Consider the following 23193-nt stretch of genomic DNA (forward strand, 5'->3'; position numbering starts at 1 on the left):
GCCATGGCCGGAGCCCCCAGCACCGTGCCGTTTCTCCAGGGTGACGGCGCGAGCCCGGAGGACATGCCCCGCGAGCGCCCCATCATGCCCCCGCTCTGACCGAGGGTGTCGCGAACGGATGCCCGGTGGACCGGGCGGGGTCCCAGGGCCGCCGTCCACGCCGAGGGGCGGGGCGGCAGACCGGCGGGGTGCAGCCCGTACCCGCTCAACGCCCCCAGGGTGTACAACCGGACCGTCCACCGGCCAACTCGAAACACGCCCGCGCGTCAGACGGCCGCTCGATGCCGATCATCAGGGTGTAGATGGCACGATTCGGTACGGCGACCTGACCCGACTGGTGCTGCTCGTCGGTGGTCTCGACCCACACCCGGTCCCCGCGCCGCGGTTCGGTGATCCGGCCCCATGACGCACGGCACATCAGGCTGACCCGCAGCTCCACGACCCGGCCGGCGATCTCCCGCCGTGCACGCGAGTGCGCGTCCGTCCAGCAGTCCGTGTCCCTCTGTTCGGAGTTGCGGCCCGTGCAGCTCTCACCTCGGCACGGGCCTGTGCTCAGTCGGGGCGCCGCCTCCTCACGCCCGCCGCCGTGCGTCCAAGCCCAGGTGGCCCAGCTCCCCGCGCCCAGCGCGGCAGCCAGAGCGGCTCCCGCCACCGCGACCACCACGGCCCCGCGGTTGAGGTTCCGTGCCCTCGGGGCGAGCGGCGGCGTGCCGGCCCGGACGTCCGCCCTCACCAGGGAGTCCCCCGCGCCTTCGCGCCTGGTCTCCCGTCCCGCGGCCTCCCCTCCTGCCGCGGTGTCGCGCGCGTCCCGTCCGCTCCAGGCGCGGTCGGCGAGCCGCCACAGTGCCAGCAGCCTCGCCGGATCCGCGCCGCTCAGCTTCGCGAGCGTCTCCACCGCGTCGCGGGGCGGCAGCGTCCTGCCGTTGAGATAGCGCTCCCACGACGACTTGCTGTACGGGGTCCTGGCAGCCAGCGCGGCGAAGCTCAGACCGGTGCCGTGCTTGGCCTCCCGCAGCCGCTCCAGGAGGTGGTGGACCTCGGGCGCGGTCGGCCCCGAAGTGCCGCTCGGCTCCGGCCGAGTACCCTCAGCCACTCGGCTTCCTGAGTTCGCGCCAGGTCATCGGACCAACGATGCCGTCGTCGTCGAGCCCACGCGATCGCTGGAATCTTTGGACCGCGGCCTTGGTGTTGGGCCCGAACGAGGCGTCGATCCCCTTCGGGTCGAAGCCGTGCTTCTTGACCAGGCACTGCACCTCCGCGACCGCCTCGACGGTGGTTCCGACGCCGTACTCGTCGGCCAGGGTCGTGCTGTGCCCGGCGTACAGAAGGCCGTCGCGCACCGTGAAGTAGCAGGGGAACGTCCGGGCGGAGTACGTGGAGGTCGGGACGCTCGTGCTCCTGCCCTGCTCTCCCGGCTCCGGCGCCGACTCCCAGGGCCGTGCGGCCACCAGAGCCGCCGCCGCGAACGCCATCACGACGGCGGTCGCCGAGGCCATGGCCAGCGGCCCCCTGGGCAGGGGGCGGCGGGAGCCCTTCCGCTCGCTCGGGGATGCCCTCTCGTGCGGCCGCTCCGGATCCGGTGACCGCTCCTCCTCTCGCGCCGCCTGAGGCCCCGGCTGTTCCTGCGGACCCGGCGGCGCGGGGTCCGGTACGACAGCGGATGTGGCCACCTCCCACAGCGCCGTCAGGTTGATCCGATCACCGCCGCACACGTCCGCCATGGCCTCGACGGCGGTGCGGGGCGGCACCGCCTTCCCGTTGAGGAAACGCTCCCACGACGACTTGCTGTACGAGGTCCTGCTCGCCAGTGCGGCCAGACTCAGACCGCTGTGGTCCTTCAACTGTCGGAGCTGCACCACAAGTTGCCGGATCCGCGGATCCAACGACTCGGGCAGCGCCTTCCAACGCCGCATGCCCACCTCCTTCGCGCATTCCTTCGTGTGCGGCCTCAGCGTGGCTAAGCGTACGGAGATACGAACGTGCGGGCACACGTTCCCCACCTCTCTCGTCCCTCACACCTTCACGCCATCCCCACGTCCCGCCACAGCGTCGTCCCGCATGACGTCCCAGCAGGTCAGAGCGGGATGCGTCCCGCGCTGTCCCAACCGGGCGGGTTCTGTGGCCGATGAGGAGCCCGACCCTCCACCATGGCTCTCGTTCGACCGGACGGCAGGGTTCACCCGGGCCGTCCGGTCGAACACGACCGATATCCAGACCACACCTTCTCCGGGGGTTCCCCATGGCACTCAGCGCAGCCCGCAAACGCACCGCGATCATGCTCGCTTCCCTCACCCTGATGGGCGGCACGGCCACCGGGGGCGTCGCCGTCGCAGCCGGCACCGCCGCGGCCACGGTCTTCCCGTGTGACGTCAACATGAGCTCCACCGGCCGGCTCTCCGCGGGTTACTACAACGGCAACACCGTCATCCCCTCCACCTCGCAGGTGACCGCCGCCGGCAAGGAAGCGCAGTGCATCCTGAAGTACCACGGCTACAACCCGGGGACGGTCGACGGCATCTTCGGCCGCAACTCCAAGGCAGCGGCGAAGAGGTTCCAGCAGATCTACAACGACGCCTGCAACGGCAATCTGGACGAGGACGGTGTGATCGGCGAGGAGAGCTGGCCCCGCCTGCGCCGTCTCTCCTGCTGACCGTGGCACAGGCGCGACGGCCTGCGGACCGCCTCCGGTAGGGGCCTCGTACGGCGTGGCCGAGCCGGGGCGAGTCGGCGACGGGGGACAGCGCGGGGTGAAGGAGGCGCTCGTAGGGATCGAGGTCGCCGAGCGGAGACGGCGGCATGCACGTCCTCCTTGAGGCGGACGGACGCCTCAAACCCGGTCGTGAAGGCCGGAGTTGTCGAACGTGGCCTGGGAGACCTTGATGCCTCCGGTGCGGCAGCCGACGCTGAGCTTCAGCTTCGACCTGCCGCGCCGCCAGTGCCGGCCCGTCTTCTTCCGGCCGAGGCGCTGACGCTCACACCGCTGAGTCGGTCGGGTACCTCCTGTGATGCGGCCGGGGGAGCGGGGTTGGAGGGCGCTGTCGTTCCGCCGCTCGTGAGCGACTTGCCCGGCTTGGTGCCGCCGGACGTGCTCGACGGCGAACCACCGGTGCGGTGTTGGGGCCTGCGAGTGCCTGGAGGTACCCGGAGCAGGCGCGCTGCCGGGTGCGCGGCCGCCCGGCTCGGGCGAACTGCGAGAGCGCGGAGGGTGGAACGGCAGCAGCCTGGTCTCAGCGGGGAAATCCGCGCGCTGTCGATGCACCGGGCGAGAGGATCTGCCCGGCTTCGTCCGGCGAAGCGACCGTGCGGCCGCGCGCTCGGCCGGCGCGTTGCGGGGGACCGGAAGCAGCGGCTTGCCCCGTCGTCGGCCACGAGGGCGAGCCGTTCGGGCCCCTCTTCAACGCCGCCCGCCCCTGATCGACCGGCCACTGCCTGGACTCTGGGCCAGCAGGCCTTCTTGCGGGCTCCGGAAGTGTTCGACGCTCGCGTCGTTCTTTGTTCGCCCTGCCCCTGACGTGTCAGCGTCACTCGCTATCGTCCGTGCCATGAGCTCAAGTGATCGCCTGCTCGACCTGATCCAGAACACCCCAGAGATCGATCTACTGCTGAGGTCGTCGTTCGGCTTCGACATCCATCGGAAGCACTATGGCGAAGGCTTGAGGCTTGCCTCGGGTGCGTCGCTGGAGGTGATCGCCGGGGAGTCCGCCGGTGGGGCGTACTTCCTGTGTGCCGAGCAAAACGGTCGCCGGCCGGTGGTGTTCGCGGGTTCAGAAGGGGAAGGCGGGCTCCTCGCCGATGACCTGGCGGACGCGTTGGAGATCATCATCGGGCTGGAATGGCACGACTGCCTCTCGTTCTCGGGCGGTGGCGATGTGGCGGTCATGCAGATCGCCGCCCAACACCGCGAACGGACTCGTGACAAGTACAACCCGGACATCGACCACGAGGCTGCCCAGGTGGCCGCGGCCCTGTCGCTACGTATCGTGCCTGTCCCCGACCTCGTCATCCGGTTGCAAGCAGCCGTCTCGAAGACCGAACCGGACTACGTCGTGACCGACGAGGACGGGCAGGCGTTCGGCCCGCTGTTCGGGCTGGCCGTCCCCCCTACATCGACCGCGGCGGTCGTCAACGCCTCCTAGTCCGGCGACAACTCCTTTACTTCGGTCGCGTCGGCGGGTGCAGCCACGTTCCCGGAACCGCCCGCATCGCTGGCATCCGCCACCTCCACCACATCCCACCCGGGAATGGGCCAAGGCTCCCGCGACAGCAGTGAGGCACAGGTCGGCGTCCATACCCGGTTGACGACGCCTTGGCGGTAGTCGATGATCACGGTGACCAACGCCCGTACGTATCAGGGGGATTCAAGGCGGATGAATAAGCGTTTCGCCACACTTCTGGCGGCCTGTGCTTTCACGGTCGGCAGCTCGCTCACGCTGGGAGCGGGTCACGCGCAAGCGGAGTCCTTCACCTTCGAGAAGAGTGGAGTGTCCTCCGAGGGAAGCTTTACCATCGCCGCGTACTACAACGGTACCTACGCGGGCCTCATGGAGTGGCGAGGCGACCCCATTCCGGACGACCCCGAGCACGAGCCCGGGGACGCGTTCCGCGTCCTGGACCGGCTGTCCGACGGATACGGCATGGAAGCCACGATGATCTCCCCGGAGTATCGTCGTGCCACCACACGGGGGCATTCGGCCGTCTACCACAGCCCCTGGCAGTCGGGCGACTTGACTGAGGGCACCAAGGTCTTCATCCAACTCTGCGCCGTCAAGGGCTCCTACGAGTCGTGCAGCCTGGCGTACAGCGGACACGCCTGACGGACGTGTGCCGGCCGCGTGACCGAGTCGCGCGGCCACCAGCGCGCAGCCTGTGGCCATCCTCTACACCCGCCGGGCGCCACTCCGCGGTCGGTGCGCAGCGCGGATGGCACCTGTTGCGTGTGCTCAGACGGATCGTGCTGGTGAGCCCCGCCCCGCGAACGACTTCTGGTTCCGGGGCGCCGTGGTCATCGTGGAGAGGGTGGTCGTTCGCCGCCGGGCGGGGCAGCCTGAAGAACCTGAACGTCACGCCGGCGATTCCCGCGCCGGTGGTGGGGGCGGCGACGCCGCCCGCCAGGATTCCGGCCGGTGGCGGCGCCCCGCCAGGCGGTACGGCGGCCGCCGCGACCTCCAGCCCTTCGACGTCTCCCGCCCGACGTCGTGCCCCACGTGCCTGAACTGCCCGTGATCCGCTCGCAGAGTGCCCGGTCGGGTCCCTAGTGGGTTGCTCTCGTCGTACCCGGGCCGGGCGGTGCCCGCCGGTCGTGGGTGTGGCCGGTTACGGGGTGTAGGGGGCGTCGCTGTGGTGGAGTTCCACCATGGTGGGCTCGCTGACCTCGTACACGGCGGTACGGGTGAGGGTGACGACGGCCGCCGGATCGTCGTCGCCGCGAGTCCGGTAGACGACGGTCGCCTGTCGTGGTGCCCCGCTGGAGGGGAAGTCGATGGAGACCACGGGTGTACGGTCGCCGAGTTCGGCGGCGGCCGCGGGGACGGGGGTTCCGCCGTCGTTGCGCCACGTCACCAGCGTGTAGAACTTTCCGGTGCCGCCGGTCGAGATCTTCAGGGCTCCTACGGCGTCTGGCGCGCTGTCCCCGGTGATGTCGCCGATCGCGCACTGCGGTTGCAGCTCGATCACGACACCGTCCGCGCCCTCCCAGCGTCCTGCGCTGAGGGCGGCTCCTGAGATGCCGTAGCCCTCCAGTCCTCCGCCGTCCAGAGACGCGTTCCGCAGCTGCTCGCAGGTCAGGGCCTTGGTGCCGCCGGCCGCCGTACCGCTCGCCTTCGGGGACGGAGGCGTGGTGGGGGTACCGGGGGTCTTCGCAGGACTGTCGGGCGTCTTGGTCGGTGTGGCGGTCGCCGGCTTCGACGTCTTGTCAGGCTTCCCGCTCACGGCCGGTCCGCCCGCAGCGGAGTCCTTCGGCCCGCAGGCCACGACCAGCCCCGCGACCAGCCCCGCGGCGGTCAGCTGGGACACCCGTCTCGCCCATCCCCTGGATCGGTTCACTTGTCACTCCCCGTCGCACTATGGCCCGGCATTCCCGCTGGGCAGGAGCGGAGACGCGGACGGGTGGGGGACGGTTGCACCGAGATGTCCCTGTTCTGCAACTGCTGGAGCCTGCCCAGCGGAGCGGATGGGCCGGCCCTGCGGCATCGGCCGCGTACGGGACGGCGACGATCCCGCCTCCTGCGGTCGGTGTCCCCGCGACGCGGCTCGCGTCGACTGCGCCGACCCGGCTACGGGTGCAGAAACGGCAGCAAGCAGCACCTCATCACCGACGCCACCGGCCTTTTACTCGCGGCGGCAACCGAAACGACGTCACCCAGCTGATCCAACTGCTTCAAGCGGTGCCGGCCGTGCGTGGCGAACGGGGCCACTCGCGCCGCCGCCCGGACGTCGTACTCGGGGACCGCAGGTGCTGGCGGAGGTCTGTCTCCCTACGCTGACAGCAGCGGAACCCAGTGCTGCATCACCTGCTGGAGACGCTGTTGGTGGTCAGCGATCCAGTCGTCCGGCGGCACGAGCGGCACCCGGACCGTGACCATGGATCCCGACTCGTCCTCCACGACGACCTCCGGGCAGTCCCGCTCGCCGGTGAGTTCGATGAAGATCGATGGCCCACTGCTCATCTCCATCCAGGCAACATTCTCGCCGGCATCGAGCCTGTTCAGAGCGTCCGCCCAGCTCTCCAGTCTCGATGCGTACAGCGCCAGGTCGACACGGCCGGACACGAACGGCGTCCTGACCACGATCTCGGCTTCCAGCCCGTGGGGCCACCTGGGATCACGCCCCAGAACGTTGACGGTGACGCTGTTCCCCTCGTCATCAGCAAGAGAGATGAGCTCTCTCGGAACAATGTCGTCCACAGCTGCCCCTTCATCGGCGAGTACTTGAGAGATCCTCGCCCTGGCATGGGTACGTCCGCCATCCCATTCTCTGGGGTTCTCGGCGCTGCCCGGAGCCGTCGACGAACGTTGCCAGCCCTCAGCTAGAGGAGCAGACGGTTGAGCAGATGGTGACAGCCCGGCCCACCAACTCCACCGGGTTGCCGGAGGGGATGGCGGCTGACGGCTCGGTCAGAAACTGGATTACCGCTGTGGAGGAGGAGATGAGCAGGGAAGGATGTCGCAGCGCCGAGACAGCCGAGCTAACCCAACGTTCACCCGCCCTCGTCGAAATCACCGCTGCCCGGGGCGGCCGGGGCAGCGGCCATGCGCCCGAGAAGTACAGGCCGGACTACCCCACAGTCCGCCGTTTCGTCCGCGTCGCCAGCCTCGACGAACTCCTGGCCAAGGCCATCGAACGACTGTCCGTGCTGGACGAGCACAAGCCCTCCCTCCACGCCCGCCGGCTGGAGGGCTGTCACACATTCCTCAGCTCCACCGGGAACTGCGCGAGCGCGGATTCACCGAGAGCGGCCAGTGCCTCCGCCCCCACCTCCGCGCCTTCAGGCCTCCCCGCCGACCAGGACGGAAGCAGCAGTCTGTGTCCCGGCCGCAGCCCAGGCCGGCCTCGACGCCTCGACGCGCTGTCCGTCCTACGCCAGCGCGTACGTCTGGGCCCATGCCCCTGCCACAGGGACCGTGCGCTGTGAGATCGTCCGAGCCTCCCGTCTATTCTGAACGCGTTCAGTCAGGTCTGGGGTGGGATGTGGATGAGCACTTCAGCGAGACGGTGGTCGGCTCTGGTCGCAGCGTTGGCGTGGGCCTGCGTTGCCTGCGCTGATGCAGGTGGAGGCGCGGCTCGCATTGATCAGCCGACGCTTGCTGGCGAGTGGAGCAGCCCGGGTGGCGCTCTTCTTCGCTTGCGGGCGGACCACCGTATGACGGGGGAAAGCCTGAACAGTGCGATGTTGGGGGGCACATCGTGCCCGGACGCTGCAACCGGACACTGGAGCTTCTTCAGCGCGCCGGACGAGGCGGGTTCCTCCTTCGCAGATGACGCGCTCACCAGCGGCGACACGGTCTCCCTGCGCATCGACTCTCCGAAGGACTCATGCCTTTTGACGGCTCTGGTCCGGCGGGACGAGCGGGGACTCAACCTCTGCCTGGTAGAAGATCCTGATTCCGGCTGTTCCCCCGAAGAACTTCTCCGCCTTGAGTCAGTGCCGACAGAACGGACTGCGAAGTAACTCGTGATCCTTGCCGTTGAAGGAGCATCACAAGATCCCCGACAGAGCCGAATTACGTGTTCGTCGACGTCCGCCCCCAGCGGCGCCGTAGACCGGATCGAGGACGTCCGCGACCGGCTCCGCGACCCGGCAGCCGCCCGCGACATCGTCTGCCTCGACGGCCTCAGCCTCCGTGTTCAGGACGCCGTCCTCAACACCACCGGCGCCCGCCAGCCGCTCGCCAACCCAGCCAACCTGGCCGACTTGCCCGCCGGCTCCCGCCGCGTCGCCATCGGACGTGCAGGCGGGAGGCACAGACCTGTTGACCGGACCACGGGAGGACCCGCCGGGCGGGAGGGCATCCCCGCTCGGGCGTCGACGGCTTCTACGACTTGGCGGGGGCGTCGGATCGCCGCTTTACCAGGATGCGCCGGTTCCCGCCCGGAGCCGGTCCATGGTCACCGCAGGGCGGGGCCTGTGCGGCGTCCGGTGCGTGCGGGCCGCACGGCTCCGGCGTACCACACCAGGCCGGCACACACGAAGCCCGTCGCCGCGGAGACCAGTGACCTCGTGAGGGTGTCGTTGCGGGCGCCGGAGACGAGGGCGATGCCCAATGCCAGCGTCAGGGTGATGACGGGCAGCGCACGAGGGCTCCGCATGGCGCCCGGCGCGGCGGCCGGCGGCAGCAGCCAGGTTGCGAGGCCGTAGCAGGCACAGGCCCATAGCGCGGCCCCCAACACTTCGCTGGGCCGGTGGCCGCCGTTGGTCGCGCTGTAGGCGGCGATGCAGGCGAGCCACAGCACACCGGCCGTGGCGGCATAAGGGCGGATGCGGGGGGAAAGCACGAGGACGGCGGCGAGGGTCAGCGCGGCGGGGATGGCCGTGTGCCCACTGGGGAAACCCTGATCAAGGAGATTCTCGGGCGCGCCCACCAGATCGGGGCGGGGGAGGGCCGATCTGAGCACCTCCTTGCCTCCGGTCGTGAGAACGACGACCCCAAGTGCCGCGCACCCCTGCCACCAGCACCGCCGCACCAGGGTGAGGACCACGATGACGGCCAGGCCCACCATCAGGGTCGGTTTGGCGCTTAATTCCAGCGGCGGCAGGGGCGTCGAATTGTAGGCCGCTCCTGACAGGGGGTAGATCCATACATCCTCGGGGTTCCCTCTACTGAGACCGAACAGGGCGTTCTCGGCTCGTTGCCCCCACGGGGTGCAGATGGCGAGCAGGTAGACCGTCAGGAACCCCAAGGTGTACAGCAGAGCCGGCATCCACGGCCGTGTCGAACGCGACGGTCTGGGGTTGTCGGGAGCCTCGGGGGCCTGCCCTGAGGCCCCCGGACGGTGCGCGGGCAGGGTCGGAGAGTCGTGCTGAGTCATTGCTCTGTTTCTTCCGTTGGGGGAGTTCGGTCACGCACGTCTTGCGGCACGACGGGGCCGCCGGGCTCGGTCGGCCCGCCGGGGGTCCGCTCTATTCGGCGAGTGCCTGCGCCTGTCGGCGCTGGGCGGTGAACGCCAGGGCGGGGAGGGGTGCGACAAGCAGGATGAGGACGACCAGGTCCGGAAAGGACTGCATGAACGCGTCCGGCTGGACGACGATCGCCTGCGTGCGGACGATCGCGACCGCGGCGACGGGGATCAGCCACCGGTGGTCGCCGGTGGCGGCCGTCGCCCCCCATGCGGCGATCAGCGCGGCGACTTCAAGGGCGAACAGGCCGCGTTGGAAGGCCGGGCTGACGGAGATGACGTGCAGGCCGCCGGCCACGAACATGGCGAGTACGACGGGGGCCAGCCAGAGGTAGGAGCGGCGCCGTAGCCGGCTGGGACGGCAGAGCGCCAGCACGGCGCACGCGGCACACAGCATCCCCGAGAGGACCAGGTCACGGGCCGTTATCGGGGCGCCCAGCCCGTAGTAGCTCAGGCCCCTCTTTCCCTCGTCGCCGAAGAGGATGCGGCCGGGGGACGTGGCGCCCGCCCAGATCATGGCTGCCGCGGCCGGCAGGGCGATCCAGGGCTTGCCGCGCAGCAGGGCGATCAGGCAGGCCAGCGGGAGCAGCCCATAGGGCAGGAGGCGTGTCGGCCCAGGCCCGTCCGCCCACGGGTACCAGCCGGAGAAGTGGAATGCGATGGCATGCGGTCCGGGGTCGATGTGCAGTGCCCAGTGCCATACATCCTGCAAGTACGGGACCAGCGCCAGAGCGGCGAGGACGAGGGCGGTCAGATGGATGCCGTCCAGCCACCACGGCCGGGCCGTGTCGTCGACGACGGCACGGGCGCGGGCCTGCACCCCGGCACGCACCAGGGCGACGACCTCCCGCGACGGGGGCCAGGAGCGGCCGGGATATGTCTCGGCCAAGCAGGTCAGCAACTCCTCTCCCTGCCGGGAACGGTAGGACTCGGGATAGGCCGCGAGCAGCAGACGGTTCATGCGGGGGCCGCCCCCGCGTTCCCTGAGCGTCCGATGACTACGGCCGCCGCCTGCTGCATCCTGAGCGCCTCCCGGCCGAGAGCCTGGGTGCCGTCCTCGGTGAGTCGGTAGTAGCGCCGCGCCCGTCCGTCCACGATCTCCTCGTCGCCGGGGGCGACCAGCCCGGCCCGCTCCAACCGCTCCAGCGCGCCGTAGAGAGTGCCGACAGCGATCCGCAGCCGCCCGTCGGTGGCCTGCTCGGTGGCCTTGATGATGCCGTAACCGTGCAACGGTCCGTCCATGAGCGCGGCGAGGATGAAGTACTGCGGTTCCGTCAGGGACGGGTTCCGTCTGGTCATGCGTCGAGCATATATCGTGCTACGAAATATATCTATCGACTCGAGTGACCGCCGCCAGCGCCTCCATGCCCGCGGCGAGCCTCACCCTCTCCAGACCGACGTGCGCGACGGCAGTCTCCGCGACGCACCCGCGCGGCGTTCGGGTACTCATGCGGCCTCACCGGGCTCCTTGCCCGCGAGGTCCGCGACCGCGCCGTGAGGTCGAAGTCGAGCACCTGCACGTCCATCTGCCGCGCGTACGCGAGACGCCGGCCGGTATCCGCACTACCGACCCCGAACAGGAGATCACCCGATGATCCGTCGCATGGGCGCGGCGAGCGTCGCGCGGAACGCGTCGACCACGGCCTGGTCCTCCGAGGAGCGGGCGCCGGGTGCCGTTGACACAGCGGCGGAATGCTGGGCGCCGGCGAGGCCCGGACACATCTGCGACCACCAGCACTTCCTACGAGCGCACACCGCCGGACTCGGCAGCACCAGGGGTTCCGTGACCCCAGAGGTGACGGGGCGCCGCTTGATCAGTGGTCGCCCATGAACACCTGCACCCTCGTGCTCGCGGGGAAGGTCCTCTTCGAGGACTGATCAATGCCTGTCGTGCTGCATCGCCTGCCGGCGAAGGGCGTGAATGAGTGTCGTGACGTGGGGCCGGTTACGGCCGCCGATCGTGGCGACGCCGATGTAGCGGATCGGGCCCGGCGACTTGATCGGGACGGTGCTCAGACCCGGGATCCCGGGGGCGAGTGCGATGGAGGGGATCAGGGAGATTCCCATGCCTGCGGCGACGAGGGAACGGGCGAAGAAGTAGTCGGTGGTCGTCCCGCGGATTTCGGGATCGAAGCCTGCGCGCTCGGCGAAACGGCGCAGGTATGCCTCGGTCTTCATGCAGCCGAGCACCCAGGGCTCGGCCGCCAGATCGGCGAGGTCGAGCGCGTCGTGGTCGGCGAGTCGGTGCCCCGGCGGCAGCACGACGTGCAGGGGGTCTTCCAGGAGTGGCGTCCACTCCAGGCTGGAGCCGGGGCTCGGTCCGACGGGGAGCGGGCCGTCGAAGTGGTAGGCGAGGGCGAGGTCCACGGCGCCCTGACGGACGAGCGGAAGGGTGTCCTCGGGTTCGCCCTCTCTGACATGGAGCACCGTGCGGGGATGGGCTGCCATGAGCTGGGTGAGAGCGGCGGGCAACAGGAGCCTGCCGCCGCTGGTGAAGGTGGCGACGCTGAGCTGGGTGCGGCCAGTGGCGAGCGCGGCGACCTGCTGCTGTGCGTGTGCGAGCTCCGCGGCGACCGATTCGGCGGCGCCGACCATGATGTGGCCCGCCTGGGTGAGCGTGACGCCTCGGGTGCTGCGCGCGACGACCTGGGCACCGAGCCCACGTTCCAGGGCAGCCACCTGCTGCGAGACCGCCGAGGGGGTGAGGCGGAGAGCTGCGGCCGCCTGGTTGAAGCTGCCGTGCTCAGCCACCGCCCGCAGGATGCGGAGCCGCTGCACATCGATCAACAGTTTTCCTTAACATCTATGCCGTAAATCAGTACTTCTGCTGTGGACGATAGGCCGCCAGGCTGGGGGCATGCAAAGGATCTGCGTCATCGGCGGAAGCCGCTACTTCGGAAAGCTCCTGGTAGGACGCCTGCAGACCGCGGGCCACCAAGTCACTGTGATCAATCGCGGCTCCACCCCGGCGCCCGCCGGGGTCGAGCACCTCGTCGTCGACCGCGACGACGAGGCCGCCCTGATGGCCGCGCTCGACGCCCGCACCTTCGACGTCGTGGTGGACCAGGTCTGCTACACCCCGGTACAGGCCGCCATCGCCGCCCGCGTCTTTTCCGGCCGTACCCGGCGCTACGTCATGACCTCCACGATCGAGGTCTACGACCCCGCGACCGCCGCCTTGCCGACCGTGCCCTTGGGGACACCCGTGTCGGAGGAGAGCGTGGACCCGACCACCTGGCACGTGGCCATGGACCTGCCCTGGCACGACGATGCCTACCTGGAGGCACACTACGCCGAGGGAAAGCGGCAGGCCGAGGCCGTCTTGGCCCAGGTCGGCAGCTTCGCCTTCGCCAGCGTGCGCAGCGCCCATGTGCTCGGCGGTGGCGCGCGGGAGTTCACCGGCCGACTGGCGCACTACGCCGAACGCATCACCCGGGGCGAAGGGATCACCGTGCACGCGAAGGCGCTGCCCACGGTCTTCATCCACTACCAGGAGCTGGCGGACCTGCTGGTGTGGGCGACCGCAGCCGACTTCACCGGCCCGGTCAACGCCTGCTCCGACGGCCCGCTCGATGTGTACGACTTCGCCGAGATCGTCGCCCGGCAGGCCGGCCGGGAGGCCGTCTACCGAACCGTCCCTGAAGACGAGGAGGCCTCGCCGTTCTCCTTCGACCGCCACTACGCCATGAGCAACGCCCGCGCGAAGCTGCTGGGGTTCTCCTTCTCCCGTACCACCGACTGGCTGCCCGGCGCCGTCGCCGAAACTCTCGCCGCCCCTGCCGCTCCCCACGCATAAGGAACAGTGCCACCATGCAGCACCGCACCATCGCCCGCACCACCGTTGGCGCCATCGGCCTGGGCGCCATGCCGCTGTCCATCGAGCAGCGCCCGGACGAGACCCGGGCCATCGCCACCGTCCACGCCGCCCTCGACGCCGGTGTCACCCTGATCGACACCGCCGACAGCTATCACTGGCACGCCGACGAGACGGGCCACAACGAGCTGCTGATCGCGCGTGCCCTGGCCCGCTACGGCGACGACACCTCCCATGTCCTGGTGACTACCAAGGGCGGTCGTGGCCGCCCCGGCGACGGCCGCTGGACCGTCACCGCGGCCCCCGCCCACCTCAAACGAGCCGCTGAAGCCTCCGCCAAGCGTCTGGGCGTCGACGCGATCGGCCTCTACCAGCTGCACAAGCCGGACCCGACCGTGCCCTGGGCGGAATCCGTCGGCGCGCTGCGCGAGCTTCACGACGCCGGCACCATCCGCGCCGCCGGCATCTCCAACGTCACCACCACCCAGATCCGCCAGGCACATCAGATCCTCGGCGACCGGCTCGTCTCCGTACAGAACCGGTACTCGCCCGCCGTCCGCGACAGCGAGCCCGAACTGGAGCTGAGTGAGCAGCTGGGCTTGGCCTTCCTCCCCTGGAGCCCGCTCGGCGGCATCTCCCGCAGTTCCCTCGACGGCCCCTCCGGTCCCACATCCATCGGGACGGCCTTCCACCGCATCGCCGTCGAACGCGGTGTCAGCCCCCAGCAGATCGTCCTGGCCTGGCTGCTCGCGCGCTCCCCGGCAGTGATCCCGATACCGGGAGCCAGCCGCCCGGACTCCATCACCGACTCCGCCAGGGCCGTGGAGCTCACGCTGAACACGCGGGAGCTGGTGGAACTTGAGGACGCTCTGCCGAGCTGAGCTGCGTCACGGGCAGTCACCGCGGACCTCGGCGACCACACGCTCCTGCGGGCGCTGGGGGCCTGGCTCGGCGTAGGTCGCACACCCCTGTTCGGTCTCATCGCGTACCGGCCGTACGGCGACGGGCGCTTGCTGCATTCCTCGTGACGGCTCTCATTCTTGTCAGCCGGAGTGCCGTGCCGCCGTGGTCGCCTTGTCGCCCTGTAGGGAGCGGGAGTTCAAGAGGCGCTCCAGCGGGGGTCGCGGCCGAGGTAACGCAAGAGGATCGCCACGTCGTCGTCGTCCTCGTCGGGGGCCAGGGCCGCGGTGTACGCGCCGTAGGGGCGCAGTGGCTCGACGATCTCCCTGGCGATCTTGAGGAGGGGGCGGGCCAGCTCGGGCGTGACCGGCGAGGGCCGGCCCGTCGCGGCGGTGATGTCCCAGGCGTGGACCGCTGCGTCCAGCCCGCACGCCGCCGAGCCGGACCAGGGGGACAACGTGTGCGGCGGCACCGGCACGGATACCTCGGCGGCATCCGGGTCGACCCCGGCCCACGCCTTCGCCGCGCGTGCCAGGGAGTCCTCGAGGAACGCGGCCGGGTCCACCCCCTCCATGTCGCCCGATGGGGCGAACGGGTTGAAGTCGGGGCCGGGTTCGCCGGTCAGCGCGGCGGCGTAGCCGATCTGGTCTCCGACGGCGTGCTGGAAGACCTGGGCTACGGTCCAGCCCGCGCAGGGCGTCGGCAGGTGCCAGCCGTCTGCGGGGACGGCGCGGATCGCAGTGCGCAGTGCTTCGTGCGAGGAGTCCAGGACATTCCAGCCGCTGGAGATCACGCCATCGCTCATCGGAGAGCCCCCGTTCGTGGTGCCGTCACAGTGATGAAGGTCGTTGTCATGCGTCCACACTCGACTTGTGGCGACGGGAGATCCAGTGCTTTCTTCGACGAGAGGATGACGAGTACCAGCCGCTGTGCCGGTTGAAGTCGGTCGCCGCGTGGCCCGGGTCGGCCGTGTTCGCCATCGCCCCCGTCGTGGGCTCGCCCGCCGTTCATGACGGCGGCTAGTTACATTGCCGAAAGCGCTCGGCATCGCCGTGGCCGTCGCCGAGGCGGAGGCTCTGGCCACTGGGAAGGGCCGCCGCCGGGAGTAGCCTCGGTCACGCCACCCCGAACCCGGTCAAGAAGTCACCCGGGCCGACCAAACACGGCGGCCTCAACTCGACAGGCTGAATGGTCGAGTTGACGCAGTTGCCCGACGGTGCGTCAACCGGCGATCAAGTCGGCGACTTCCTCGCGGATGGCCGGCATCGCGGTGAACAGCGTGCCTGGGCAGGTGGTGTCCGCCCAATGGCGGTGCCCGCCGATGGCCGGCGCGGGCCGGCTGACCCCGCTGACGGGATTGCGGTAGACCACCTTGCCCAAGGGGGCGATCGAGTGCCGCGCGGCGAGGTCGGCCAGGAGCTGGACCAGTGCGCTGCGCGCGGCGGGCGACGCGGGCGTGTCGATCAGCGTGCCCAGCAGAACTATGCCGATGTTTCCGGTGTTGTACCCCCGGATGTGTGCGCCGGTGACGAGTCGTCCCGTGGCATCATGCGCGACCGTACCGTCAGTTCCGGACCAACGCCCCTCGTACACCCGGCCGTTCTCGTCGATCAGGTAGTTGTAGCCGATGTCGCCGTAGCCGTCGACCTGCACATCGGTGCGGTAGAGCGAGCGGATCCACGCGGCCGGATCGGGGTTGTAGATGTTGTCACCGGTGTGGTGAACACTGATCGTCTGGACGGGGTAGTACTGCGGCGGCCAGATTTCGGTGCCGTCGGCGGCGAAACGCAGTCTCTCGTCCGCGCCCCACTGCGCACGGGTGAGCAGCGGGTAGGCGGCGGACGTGGCAGCCGCCGCGGCGGGCGGACGGGGCACCGCGCTGAGCGCGGCGGCGGCTCCGAGGGCTCCGAGGAGCATGCGTCGGGATACCGGCGGGGCCGTCCGTCCCATGCTCCGGGCGCCGTGGAAGTCCGAAGGAGGCATGGTGTGATCTTCCTGTCGAGTGGATCCGCTGGATGTGGCTGTCACGAGAGGGCGCAGGTGGGCTTGGGCGTGTAGAGGGCGGACCATGTGCTGGGGCCGACGACGCCGTCCGCACCGCCCGTGGTGGCGTTGCAGGTCTGCACCCAGTGCACGCCCTCCAGCGTCTTCGGGCCGTAACCTCCGTCCTCCTCAAGCCAGTGGGAGAACTTGCTGTAGTAGTTGATGAGGCACTGCACCTGGCGGACCGCGTCCCCCGTGGCCCCGGGGCTGACCGTGGGGCGAGCGGAGTCGTCGATGTGGTTGCAGTAGGTCTCGGCCGCCGCGGCGCTCGCCGGGGGAGCGCCGGTCAACAGCCCTCCGGCGGCCAGTACGGCGGTGCCGAAGGTGAGAACCGAGCGGTGAGTGCGGGTGCGCACGATGTCTTCTCCAGGGTGGGTGGCGGCCATGGTTCCGGACGGTGCGACGGGCCCCGGCGGCCACCATCCGGTGGCGCCCGGGGCCGGCGGTCGGAGGTCAGGGGCAACCTTTGGTGCTGCTGCAGCTGAAGTAAACCGTGCTGCCGTCCCCGTCGGCATACCACTGGCCGGAACTCGTCCGGTGCATGTCGTAAAGGGGCAGATCGCTTCCATCGAGCAGCACCGATCCGCGCCTTGACCGAACAGGCCCGTACCGCCCTCCTGATCGCCGCCAATGTGAAGCCGTCATGTGGGTTCGCGTGCCTTCGCGGACACCCCGCGCCTCGGCTTCGACCACCCAGGCGCTTACTATCACGCCTCCTTCACTACGTGCCGAAGCACAACGGTGAACTTCTCCCAGCCGTCGCCGAGCTCGCGGAGGACAACGCTTCCACAGCCCAGGCAGCCACCTCTGTCACCTCCGCCCGGACGGCTTGCACAGCGGCTGCCAGACCGATGGCCGCATCACCCATGCAATTCCCCCTCCACAACCTGCTACAACGCAGAGGACACAACCCGGCCTCCGCACGGTGCCCGGTTGCGCGGCGACCGCCCGGTCGACGAAGTCGTGTACGAGCGCCAGGGTGTCGGGCACCGTGACGTCCTTCCTCCGCGTCGTGCCGTGCTGCCGGGCACTTCAGCTCGAAGCGGTGTGCCCCGTGGGCGAGTTCCACGTGCAGGACACGGCTGCGGCACGGGCGGTTGTGGTGGCGCTCGGTGGCCTCCGGACGCTTCCAGAGTTGCACGCCGTGGTCACGGCAGGGCAACGATTCGCCCTTCCAGGCAGCCTTGTCACTCCAGGAGGTGCAGGACGGCCCCCAGGGCCTGCCGCCCCGAACGAGGCGGACGTACTGAGTACGCATACTCATGCCCGCCGGAACCCGGGCTGGCAGCCTTCAGGCATGACGAGCGGCAGAGGGGCACTGACGGCATTTCATCTTCTCCTGGTCTGGGCGACGATGACGGCCGCGGTGCCGACACTCGGCTTCGGGCTGCTGATGACGGGCTGGGGCGGCGGCATGGGTGCGGCCGCGTTGTTCTTCGTGCTCGGCGTGCCGCTGACGGTGGTCCTGCTGGCCACAGCGGGCTTACCCGCGGGACCGGTCGTGCCGCTGTGTGCCGCCACGTCGCGTCGATACGGCTGGGCGAGCCTGGTGTTCGTCCTCGGCACGCTCGGTGTGCTTGCCGGCCTGGCCGCCTACGGGAGTGACGTCGACCTGGGGAGCGCCGGCACACGGATCGCGCTGACCGGCGTGCCGTACACCGTTGCCGCAGCGTTCTTCGTACCGAGCAGGTGGGTGCGGCTCGGGGCTACGGCCGTGCTGGGCGCAGGCGTGGTCTACGGGGGCTTCGTCGGCCCGGAGCAGGCGCAGCAGCGTCGGTACACCGCCGAGATCGCGCGGTACCGGGAGAGGCCGGAGCTGCTGTATCTGGGGGACACCCCGCCGGGGATGCGGGTCTCCCATGCTGAGGTCGGGCCCGGCCAGTTCCAGGTCGACTACGGCCCTGCCCAGCCGGACGAGAGCGGATACGTGGGCCTGACGGTCCGCTCGCCGCTCACGCCGAAAGCGCGCTGCGCCCTGCTTGTACAGAAGGACGTGACCTGCACTGTGGACGAGCGCGGTGAGATGCGGATCGCCAGTGATCTCCCCGGCGGGCGCAGTGACATCAGACTGATCCGTCGCCACCACGGGGCGGAGGTCGAAGTCTCCAGCCAGACCCTCGACGAGCCGGGGCTTCGTCACCTCCTCGACACGCTGCACCCGCTGTCCGACGACGAGCTGGAACAGATGATGCGAGACGAGACGATCGCCGAGGGATCCTGAGCGCGCGGCCTGTCAGGTCCGGGGCCGCCGACTCCCCTACGTACCCCCGGCGCTGACGGCGCCCCAGCGCTCGGAGTCGGGGGCCGCCGCCGTGACCTTCGGGAAGCCGGGTGGTGCGGGCTCGGTCGGTAGGCCGTTCACCGGGGTGCCCCGACCGGTGTCCTCCGGGTTCCGGCCCCACAGCGGCCCGCCTCCTTCGCCCCAGGCGCTCACCACCCTGTCCGGGCCCGGCCGGCCAGGTCCTCCTCCACCTGCTCCCAACAGTGCATTCGGTTCGTGAGGCTCTACGGGCGGGTCGGCTATTCGCGCAGTGTGCGGTCCTCGGGTCTGGGCTGGTGCCGGGTCAGGTACGGATTGCCGCTGTCGTCAACGCCCACTGCTCGGCGGATAGGTCGCCGAGGTGGGGCTTCGCCCCCTACCTCGCATCTCGGCATGAATATGCCGATCGGTTAAGGGCCCTGCGACGACCCGGCGCCACCAACGAGCGATCATGAAACAGGTGGGAAGGGATGTAACGCCCCTTCAGGGAGGGTTACGGGCGCGGAAGGCGCTAGGGCTCACGCCCCGATGGCGTTTGAAGGCGGCGCTGAAGCCGAAGGCGTCGGCGTAGCCGACAGACTTGGCGATCTGAGCGATGGAGGAATCGGTGTCGGACAGGAGGGCCTCGGCGTCGTCCATGCGGCATTCGGTGAGGTAAGTCAGTGGCGGGCGGCCCATCACCTTGGTGAAGCGTTTGGCGAACAGTGCCCGGGAGACACCGGATTCGGTGGCGAGGGCCTCTACGGTCCATCTCCTGGAGGGCCGGGTGTGGAAGGCGTCGAGGGCGGGGGCGAGGATCGGGTCGGCCAGGCCGCGATACCAGTCGGGGGCTTCCAGGCCCGCCCGGTCGAACCAGGTACGCAGCGTGCACACCAGGGCCCAGTCCAGCAGCCGGTCCATCAGGGCCTGGGAGCCGGCCGAACGCAGGGCGGCGTCGGCGGCGGCCGCCTCCAGCCAGGCGCAGACCTCTGTGCCCTCGTTGATCACGAGCACGGGCGGCAAGGCGCGGAGCAGTCGTTCATGGCGATGGCCCGAAGCACGGTATGCGCCCACGATCAGTGCGGTTGCTCCGTCCGGTTCGTTGTCCCAGTGGATGCCGCCGAGGTCTTGGGCGGTGCATTCGGCATCGGCTGCGAAGCACGCGATTTCGTACTCGATGTGTGGGCGGTCGAAGGTGGCCGGCTGGTCCACGAGATGGAACATGTCGGGGCCGCGCACGATGACCGTGTCGCCGACGCCGACTGCTTGTTCGGTGCCGTCGGGCAGCAGCAGGATGCCACCGCCCCGCAGCACGCTGACCATCGTGAGCGGGGCACCGTCGACGAAGCGGATGGTCCAGGGCGCTTCCAGTACGGCGTGGCTGACGACCGAACCCTCGGCCCGGATGCCGCTGAGGAGCGCACTCAAAGGATCCACAGAGGCGATCGTAGACGAACTCCTATGCAGCGGAGCGTTTCCTCTATGGATCGTCTAATGGATCACGGGTGTACTGGACTGGTCGTACTGACCGAGACCAGCCAGGAGAAGCCGTGTCGCACCGCAGCAGCACTGCCAGGACCGCCCTTGTGGTCACCGCACACCATCGGGCCGATTCCCTCACCGCGCACACCGCCCGCCGTACCACCGCGCGACTGGAGACCGCCGGATACCGCGTCGACCTGCTCGACTTGCAGGCCGAAGGGTTCGACCCGCGCATGAACATGGCGGACCAGCCTGACTGGGGCAACCGGGAGAAGCCGTACTCGGACGAAGTCCAGGCCCATATGCAGCGCGTTCTCGACGCCGACGTCGTCGTCGCCGTGTTCCCTGTGTACTGGCAGAGCGTGCCCGCCCTCCTCAAGGGCTGGATCGATCGCGTGTGGAACTACGGATTCGCCTACGGCCGCAGCAAGCCCCGCCTCGCGGGCAAGCGCATGCTGTGGCTGGGCCTGGCCGGCGCCACCTCTGATGACCCCATCACAGAGGCGATGCAGGCCGTGCTGGAGACCAACCTGAGCGAGGGTATTGCCTATTACTGCGGATTCTCCTACTCCTCCGTCACCCTGCTGCCCGATGCCGAGGAGCGCCCGCAGCGTATCGATGCCGAGGGCAATCTCCTGATCGGCGACGCGGTCGCGGGAGCCGAGCGTGAGGCGCAGTATGCCGAGTTCGACCGCCGCGCACGGAAGGCCGTGGAAGGGTTCCTCGCAGCGGAACCGACGGCGGCCTGAGGGCGGACACAGGCATCCGCGCTGATGAGCCGGTGCGTGATAGCGGGGGAGCGTCGTGCCTGGCCGGTGGCGTGATCCGGCCGTGGCGACCACGGTGCAGCCGGCCGGGTGGCGGCAGGCGGTCCAGCAAGTGCGCGCGTCCGGCAGCCCGCTCCCCCCGCTGGCGTCGGACGGAATGCACGGGATGCGCGGTGATGCCTGCCTGGCGGAGGAGAGCATTCGTCTCTGAAGCGACAAAAATCCGTTGGTGATTGGCCTGTTGGTCATGCCAAGCTGTCATCCGTCAAAGGGGTGTAGCTCAGATGGCCAGAGCGCCGGCCTCCAAAGCCGGATGCCGCAGGTTCGACTCCTGCCGCCCCTGCCCATATATCACGTGCCCAGATATCACGTTCCTCGCGGCGACTTCACCCGGAGGCGCGTCGAAGACGGGTACGGCACCTTCCACATCACTCGGACGAGCGTATCGAGCTCAGCGTCGAGATCTGAGACGACCGCTGTACCGGTGTGCGTCGGCCGACACCGCCGCAGGCCTACGACCCCAAGGGTGGCCGACCGCCCACACACGGCGGCGAGTTCGTCTTCGGTGCCCCCACCACCTGGGGCGTCGAGCAGGCCGTCACGGTCAACGACACCCGCCTCTACGGAAGGGCGACCGCCCAGGCTACTGCCGCCCCCGGTCCGCGTCACCGGTCGCATGTGGTGCTCCGCCTTGAGGGTCGGCATGTGCGTTGGTCGGGCTTGCGGTTGCGGTGGGTAACGCCTGCATGGAGTAGGCCGGTTGGCCGTCCGGGCCCGCCGCCGGGCCGGCCGGTGCTGTACCGCCGGTCGGCGGGGTGGTGCCGGCCGGTCGGCGGGGTCGTTGCCGAAGCCTGTCGGGTGGTCTGCCTAGTGGAGACACCGAAGGATCCTGCGTATGACACAGATTAAGCCACCGCAGGAGGCATCGGCTGCGCAGGAGCACTCGCCTCCACGGCCGCGAGCCTCGTCCGAATCCGCCGGTCAGGTCTCCGGGCCTTCGCTGGGGCGCATGGTCGGGGTGGATCTGGCCCGTGCACTGGCGGTGTTCGGGATGTACATCGTGCACATCGCTCCGATGACGTCAGCCTCCGGCAGCGTCGGCAGTTGGGTGTACTTCCTGGCCGAGGGGCGTTCGTCGGCCTTGTTCGCCACCCTCGCCGGGTTCTCGCTGATGCTGATCGCCGGCCGCCGTGAGCCGAAGACCGGCCTGGCGGGCCGGCAGGCGAAAGCCCGGATCGCGATCCGCGCCGTGATCCTGCTGGCCCTGGGCACCGTGCTGGCGATGGAGTACGGGGACATCATCATCCTCGCCTACTACGGCGTCTACTTCCTTCTGGCGCTGCTCCTGGTGCGGCTGAGCGCCAGGACGCTGGCGCTCATAGCTGCGGGGATCGCGATCGTCATGCCGCAGCTGGCGTTCGTCCTGAAGATGTGGCTCAGCGACTCCGTCCAGCAGAGCATCAACGCCTACGACCCGCTGGAGCGACTCAGCACCGTGGGAGTACTCGATCTGCTGCTCACGGGCCTCTACCCGACCATCACGTGGATGACGTTCGTGATCGCCGGCATGGCGCTGGCCCGCCTCGATCTGTCCGCCGTCGCCGTTCAGCGGCGCCTGGCCGCGCTCGGTGCCGGGCTCATCGTGGGCGCCTACGGCCTGTCCATGCTGCTGGCGGGCACGGACGCGGTGTGGAGCTCGGGAGGAGGCGGTGGGCCGTCCAGCGGCTCCGGGCCGAAGTCCATGGGCAGCGGCTCCGGACCGGGGTCCATGGGGAGTGGGTCTGGCGGGCCCGAGCTGTCGGCCTCGGACCTGCTGGGGGCCGTGGCGCACACCGGTACCACCTTCGACACCCTCGGCTGCGTGGGTGCTGCGATCCTTGTGATCGTGGCTTCGATGGTGGCGATGGACCGCCTGCCGCGAGTGCGTCGTCTGGCGAAGCCGGTCATCGCCGTGGGCACCATGTCCCTGACGGCCTACGTCGGCCACTTCCTCGCACAGTCCGCGTGGCCCGCTTCCGGCTCCGGCACCACGACGTCCTGGGTGCCCGTGCTGATGTACATCCTGGGGGCGATCGTGTTCGCCGCGATCTGGTCCCGCTTCTTCCGCCGCGGCCCGCTGGAGTACCTCCTCAACAGCACCACCAAGGTGGCGAACCGCGTCCGCTGAGGGCGGGCACCCCGGGAAGTCCGTATAGGGAGAGATGTCAGCTGTCCGGGATCACCCCCGAGGGGAGTGGCGAGTGAGCTGTTGTCCTTGAGAGCGGTCGGCGTCTCACCCGGGGTGCGCATGGCCGGAGTGCTTCAGCACTCCTGTCTCTTATACACATCTCCGAGCC

The 23193-nt window shown here is 69.6% G+C and carries 21 protein-coding genes, 1 tRNA gene and 1 pseudogene; 10 read left to right on the forward strand and 13 right to left on the reverse strand.

The features are described 5' to 3' along the window. Positions 1 to 205: 205 nt before the first annotated feature. Positions 206 to 1093, reverse strand: a complete 888-nt coding sequence (locus ACFU5F_RS38860) for a helix-turn-helix domain-containing protein (protein WP_383897943.1) — start codon at positions 1091 to 1093, stop codon at positions 206 to 208. Further along, positions 1086 to 1913: a helix-turn-helix domain-containing protein gene (locus ACFU5F_RS38865; RefSeq protein WP_383897945.1), complete on the reverse strand. Its 828-nt coding sequence runs from the start codon at positions 1911 to 1913 to the stop codon at positions 1086 to 1088. The genes ACFU5F_RS38860 and ACFU5F_RS38865 overlap by 8 nt, the downstream gene beginning before the upstream one ends. A gap of 326 nt (positions 1914 to 2239) precedes the next feature. Here ACFU5F_RS38865 and ACFU5F_RS38870 point away from each other — a divergent pair, with 326 nt between their 5' ends. Both ACFU5F_RS38870 and ACFU5F_RS38875 read left to right on the forward strand, forming a co-directional pair. Continuing rightward, the gene (locus tag ACFU5F_RS38870) at positions 2240 to 2650 is read left to right on the forward strand and encodes a peptidoglycan-binding protein (protein ID WP_383897946.1); all 411 of its coding nucleotides are present in this window, start codon (positions 2240 to 2242) and stop codon (positions 2648 to 2650) included. Between the two features lie 892 nt (positions 2651 to 3542). Then, on the forward strand, positions 3543 to 4136 hold the full coding sequence (locus ACFU5F_RS38875) for a hypothetical protein (RefSeq protein ID WP_383897947.1): 594 nt from the start codon (positions 3543 to 3545) through the stop codon (positions 4134 to 4136). Here ACFU5F_RS38875 and ACFU5F_RS38880 read toward each other — a convergent pair. Beyond that, complete coding sequence (locus ACFU5F_RS38880; protein WP_383897949.1) at positions 4133 to 4327, reverse strand: hypothetical protein; 195 nt, start codon at positions 4325 to 4327, stop codon at positions 4133 to 4135. The genes ACFU5F_RS38875 and ACFU5F_RS38880 overlap by 4 nt on opposite strands. Before the next feature lie 40 nt (positions 4328 to 4367). Here ACFU5F_RS38880 and ACFU5F_RS38885 point away from each other — a divergent pair, with 40 nt between their 5' ends. Continuing rightward, positions 4368 to 4814 (forward strand): hypothetical protein, encoded by a 447-nt coding sequence (locus ACFU5F_RS38885; protein ID WP_383897950.1) that lies wholly within the window; start codon positions 4368 to 4370, stop codon positions 4812 to 4814. Positions 4815 to 5313: 499 nt separating this feature from the next. On the opposite strand, the gene ACFU5F_RS38890 is transcribed toward ACFU5F_RS38885, so the two are convergent. Beyond that, on the reverse strand, positions 5314 to 6012 hold the full coding sequence (locus tag ACFU5F_RS38890; protein WP_383897952.1) for a hypothetical protein: 699 nt from the start codon (positions 6010 to 6012) through the stop codon (positions 5314 to 5316). A 270-nt stretch (positions 6013 to 6282) separates the two neighbouring features. Between ACFU5F_RS38890 and ACFU5F_RS38895 the strand changes: the two are divergent. Continuing rightward, positions 6283 to 6449: pseudogene (locus tag ACFU5F_RS38895) on the forward strand (IS5/IS1182 family transposase); the annotation flags it as partial. 24 nt (positions 6450 to 6473) lie between these two features. Here ACFU5F_RS38895 and ACFU5F_RS38900 read toward each other — a convergent pair. The 5 genes from ACFU5F_RS38900 to ACFU5F_RS38920 all read right to left on the reverse strand — a co-directional run bounded on the left by ACFU5F_RS38900 (position 6474) and on the right by ACFU5F_RS38920 (position 12399). Further along, complete coding sequence (locus ACFU5F_RS38900; RefSeq protein ID WP_383897953.1) at positions 6474 to 6902, reverse strand: DUF5959 family protein; 429 nt, start codon at positions 6900 to 6902, stop codon at positions 6474 to 6476. A 1702-nt stretch (positions 6903 to 8604) separates the two neighbouring features. Continuing rightward, positions 8605 to 9417, reverse strand: coding sequence for a phosphatase PAP2 family protein (locus tag ACFU5F_RS38905; protein WP_383897955.1), 813 nt, complete (start codon positions 9415 to 9417; stop codon positions 8605 to 8607). 199 nt (positions 9418 to 9616) lie between these two features. After that, positions 9617 to 10573: a hypothetical protein gene (locus ACFU5F_RS38910; RefSeq protein ID WP_383897957.1), complete on the reverse strand. Its 957-nt coding sequence runs from the start codon at positions 10571 to 10573 to the stop codon at positions 9617 to 9619. Further along, positions 10570 to 10911 (reverse strand): PadR family transcriptional regulator, encoded by a 342-nt coding sequence (locus tag ACFU5F_RS38915; protein ID WP_383897958.1) that lies wholly within the window; start codon positions 10909 to 10911, stop codon positions 10570 to 10572. Before ACFU5F_RS38915 ends, ACFU5F_RS38910 begins: the two co-directional genes overlap by 4 nt. Before the next feature lie 579 nt (positions 10912 to 11490). Further along, positions 11491 to 12399 carry a LysR family transcriptional regulator gene (locus ACFU5F_RS38920; protein WP_383897960.1) on the reverse strand — a complete coding sequence of 303 codons (909 nt, stop codon included), beginning with the start codon at positions 12397 to 12399 and terminating at the stop codon, positions 11491 to 11493. Between the two features lie 70 nt (positions 12400 to 12469). Here ACFU5F_RS38920 and ACFU5F_RS38925 point away from each other — a divergent pair, with 70 nt between their 5' ends. Together ACFU5F_RS38925 and ACFU5F_RS38930 are read left to right on the forward strand one after the other, a co-directional pair. After that, on the forward strand, positions 12470 to 13408 hold the full coding sequence (locus ACFU5F_RS38925; RefSeq protein ID WP_383897962.1) for an NAD-dependent epimerase/dehydratase family protein: 939 nt from the start codon (positions 12470 to 12472) through the stop codon (positions 13406 to 13408). Between the two features lie 14 nt (positions 13409 to 13422). Then, complete coding sequence (locus ACFU5F_RS38930; protein WP_383897964.1) at positions 13423 to 14307, forward strand: aldo/keto reductase; 885 nt, start codon at positions 13423 to 13425, stop codon at positions 14305 to 14307. A gap of 218 nt (positions 14308 to 14525) precedes the next feature. Here the strand turns inward: ACFU5F_RS38930 and ACFU5F_RS38935 are convergent, their stop codons facing one another. From ACFU5F_RS38935 to ACFU5F_RS38945, 3 genes are all read right to left on the reverse strand, one after another. Then, a complete protein-coding gene (locus ACFU5F_RS38935; protein ID WP_383897966.1) occupies positions 14526 to 15131 on the reverse strand; it encodes a TIGR03086 family metal-binding protein in 606 nt (201 codons plus the stop codon). Positions 15132 to 15547: 416 nt separating this feature from the next. After that, positions 15548 to 16309 carry a peptidoglycan recognition family protein gene (locus tag ACFU5F_RS38940; RefSeq protein WP_383897968.1) on the reverse strand — a complete coding sequence of 254 codons (762 nt, stop codon included), beginning with the start codon at positions 16307 to 16309 and terminating at the stop codon, positions 15548 to 15550. Positions 16310 to 16350: 41 nt separating this feature from the next. Beyond that, positions 16351 to 16755, reverse strand: coding sequence for a peptidoglycan-binding protein (locus ACFU5F_RS38945; RefSeq protein WP_383897970.1), 405 nt, complete (start codon positions 16753 to 16755; stop codon positions 16351 to 16353). 911 nt (positions 16756 to 17666) lie between these two features. Here ACFU5F_RS38945 and ACFU5F_RS38950 point away from each other — a divergent pair. Then, complete coding sequence (locus ACFU5F_RS38950) at positions 17667 to 18590, forward strand: hypothetical protein (RefSeq protein ID WP_383897972.1); 924 nt, start codon at positions 17667 to 17669, stop codon at positions 18588 to 18590. Positions 18591 to 19112: 522 nt separating this feature from the next. On the opposite strand, the gene ACFU5F_RS38955 is transcribed toward ACFU5F_RS38950, so the two are convergent. Then, positions 19113 to 20054 (reverse strand): AraC family transcriptional regulator, encoded by a 942-nt coding sequence (locus tag ACFU5F_RS38955; RefSeq protein WP_383897978.1) that lies wholly within the window; start codon positions 20052 to 20054, stop codon positions 19113 to 19115. 104 nt (positions 20055 to 20158) lie between these two features. Between ACFU5F_RS38955 and ACFU5F_RS38960 the strand changes: the two genes are divergently transcribed. From ACFU5F_RS38960 to ACFU5F_RS38970, 3 genes are all read left to right on the forward strand, one after another. Further along, positions 20159 to 20839: an NAD(P)H oxidoreductase gene (locus ACFU5F_RS38960; RefSeq protein ID WP_383897974.1), complete on the forward strand. Its 681-nt coding sequence runs from the start codon at positions 20159 to 20161 to the stop codon at positions 20837 to 20839. A 287-nt stretch (positions 20840 to 21126) separates the two neighbouring features. Further along, a tRNA-Trp gene (locus ACFU5F_RS38965) sits at positions 21127 to 21200 on the forward strand. 552 nt (positions 21201 to 21752) lie between these two features. Further along, a complete protein-coding gene (locus ACFU5F_RS38970) occupies positions 21753 to 23024 on the forward strand; it encodes a DUF418 domain-containing protein (protein WP_383897976.1) in 1272 nt (423 codons plus the stop codon). The last annotated feature ends 169 nt before the right edge of the window (positions 23025 to 23193 follow it).

It is taken from the genome of Streptomyces sp. NPDC057438, from assembly GCF_042802995.1.
Lineage (GTDB): Bacteria > Actinomycetota > Actinomycetes > Streptomycetales > Streptomycetaceae > Streptomyces.

Bases quoted from the DNA above. Each gene is read 5' to 3' on its own strand.
- ACFU5F_RS38865 (WP_383897945.1), bottom strand. From the start codon at position 1,913: ATGCGGCGTTGGAAGGCGCTGCCCGAGTCGTTGGATCCGCGGATCCGG.
- ACFU5F_RS38930 (WP_383897964.1), top strand. From the start codon at position 13,423: ATGCAGCACCGCACCATCGCCCGCACCACCGTTGGCGCCATCGGCCTG.
- ACFU5F_RS38940 (WP_383897968.1), bottom strand. From the start codon at position 16,309: ATGCCTCCTTCGGACTTCCACGGCGCCCGGAGCATGGGACGGACGGCC.
- ACFU5F_RS38950 (WP_383897972.1), top strand. From the start codon at position 17,667: ATGACGAGCGGCAGAGGGGCACTGACGGCATTTCATCTTCTCCTGGTC.
- ACFU5F_RS38875 (WP_383897947.1), top strand. From the start codon at position 3,543: ATGAGCTCAAGTGATCGCCTGCTCGACCTGATCCAGAACACCCCAGAG.
- ACFU5F_RS38885 (WP_383897950.1), top strand. From the start codon at position 4,368: ATGAATAAGCGTTTCGCCACACTTCTGGCGGCCTGTGCTTTCACGGTC.
- ACFU5F_RS38945 (WP_383897970.1), bottom strand. From the start codon at position 16,755: ATGGCCGCCACCCACCCTGGAGAAGACATCGTGCGCACCCGCACTCAC.
- ACFU5F_RS38915 (WP_383897958.1), bottom strand. From the start codon at position 10,911: ATGACCAGACGGAACCCGTCCCTGACGGAACCGCAGTACTTCATCCTC.
- ACFU5F_RS38870 (WP_383897946.1), top strand. From the start codon at position 2,240: ATGGCACTCAGCGCAGCCCGCAAACGCACCGCGATCATGCTCGCTTCC.
- ACFU5F_RS38910 (WP_383897957.1), bottom strand. From the start codon at position 10,573: ATGAACCGTCTGCTGCTCGCGGCCTATCCCGAGTCCTACCGTTCCCGG.
- ACFU5F_RS38970 (WP_383897976.1), top strand. From the start codon at position 21,753: ATGACACAGATTAAGCCACCGCAGGAGGCATCGGCTGCGCAGGAGCAC.
- ACFU5F_RS38935 (WP_383897966.1), bottom strand. From the start codon at position 15,131: ATGAGCGATGGCGTGATCTCCAGCGGCTGGAATGTCCTGGACTCCTCG.
- ACFU5F_RS38925 (WP_383897962.1), top strand. From the start codon at position 12,470: ATGCAAAGGATCTGCGTCATCGGCGGAAGCCGCTACTTCGGAAAGCTC.
- ACFU5F_RS38905 (WP_383897955.1), bottom strand. From the start codon at position 9,417: ATGCCGGCTCTGCTGTACACCTTGGGGTTCCTGACGGTCTACCTGCTC.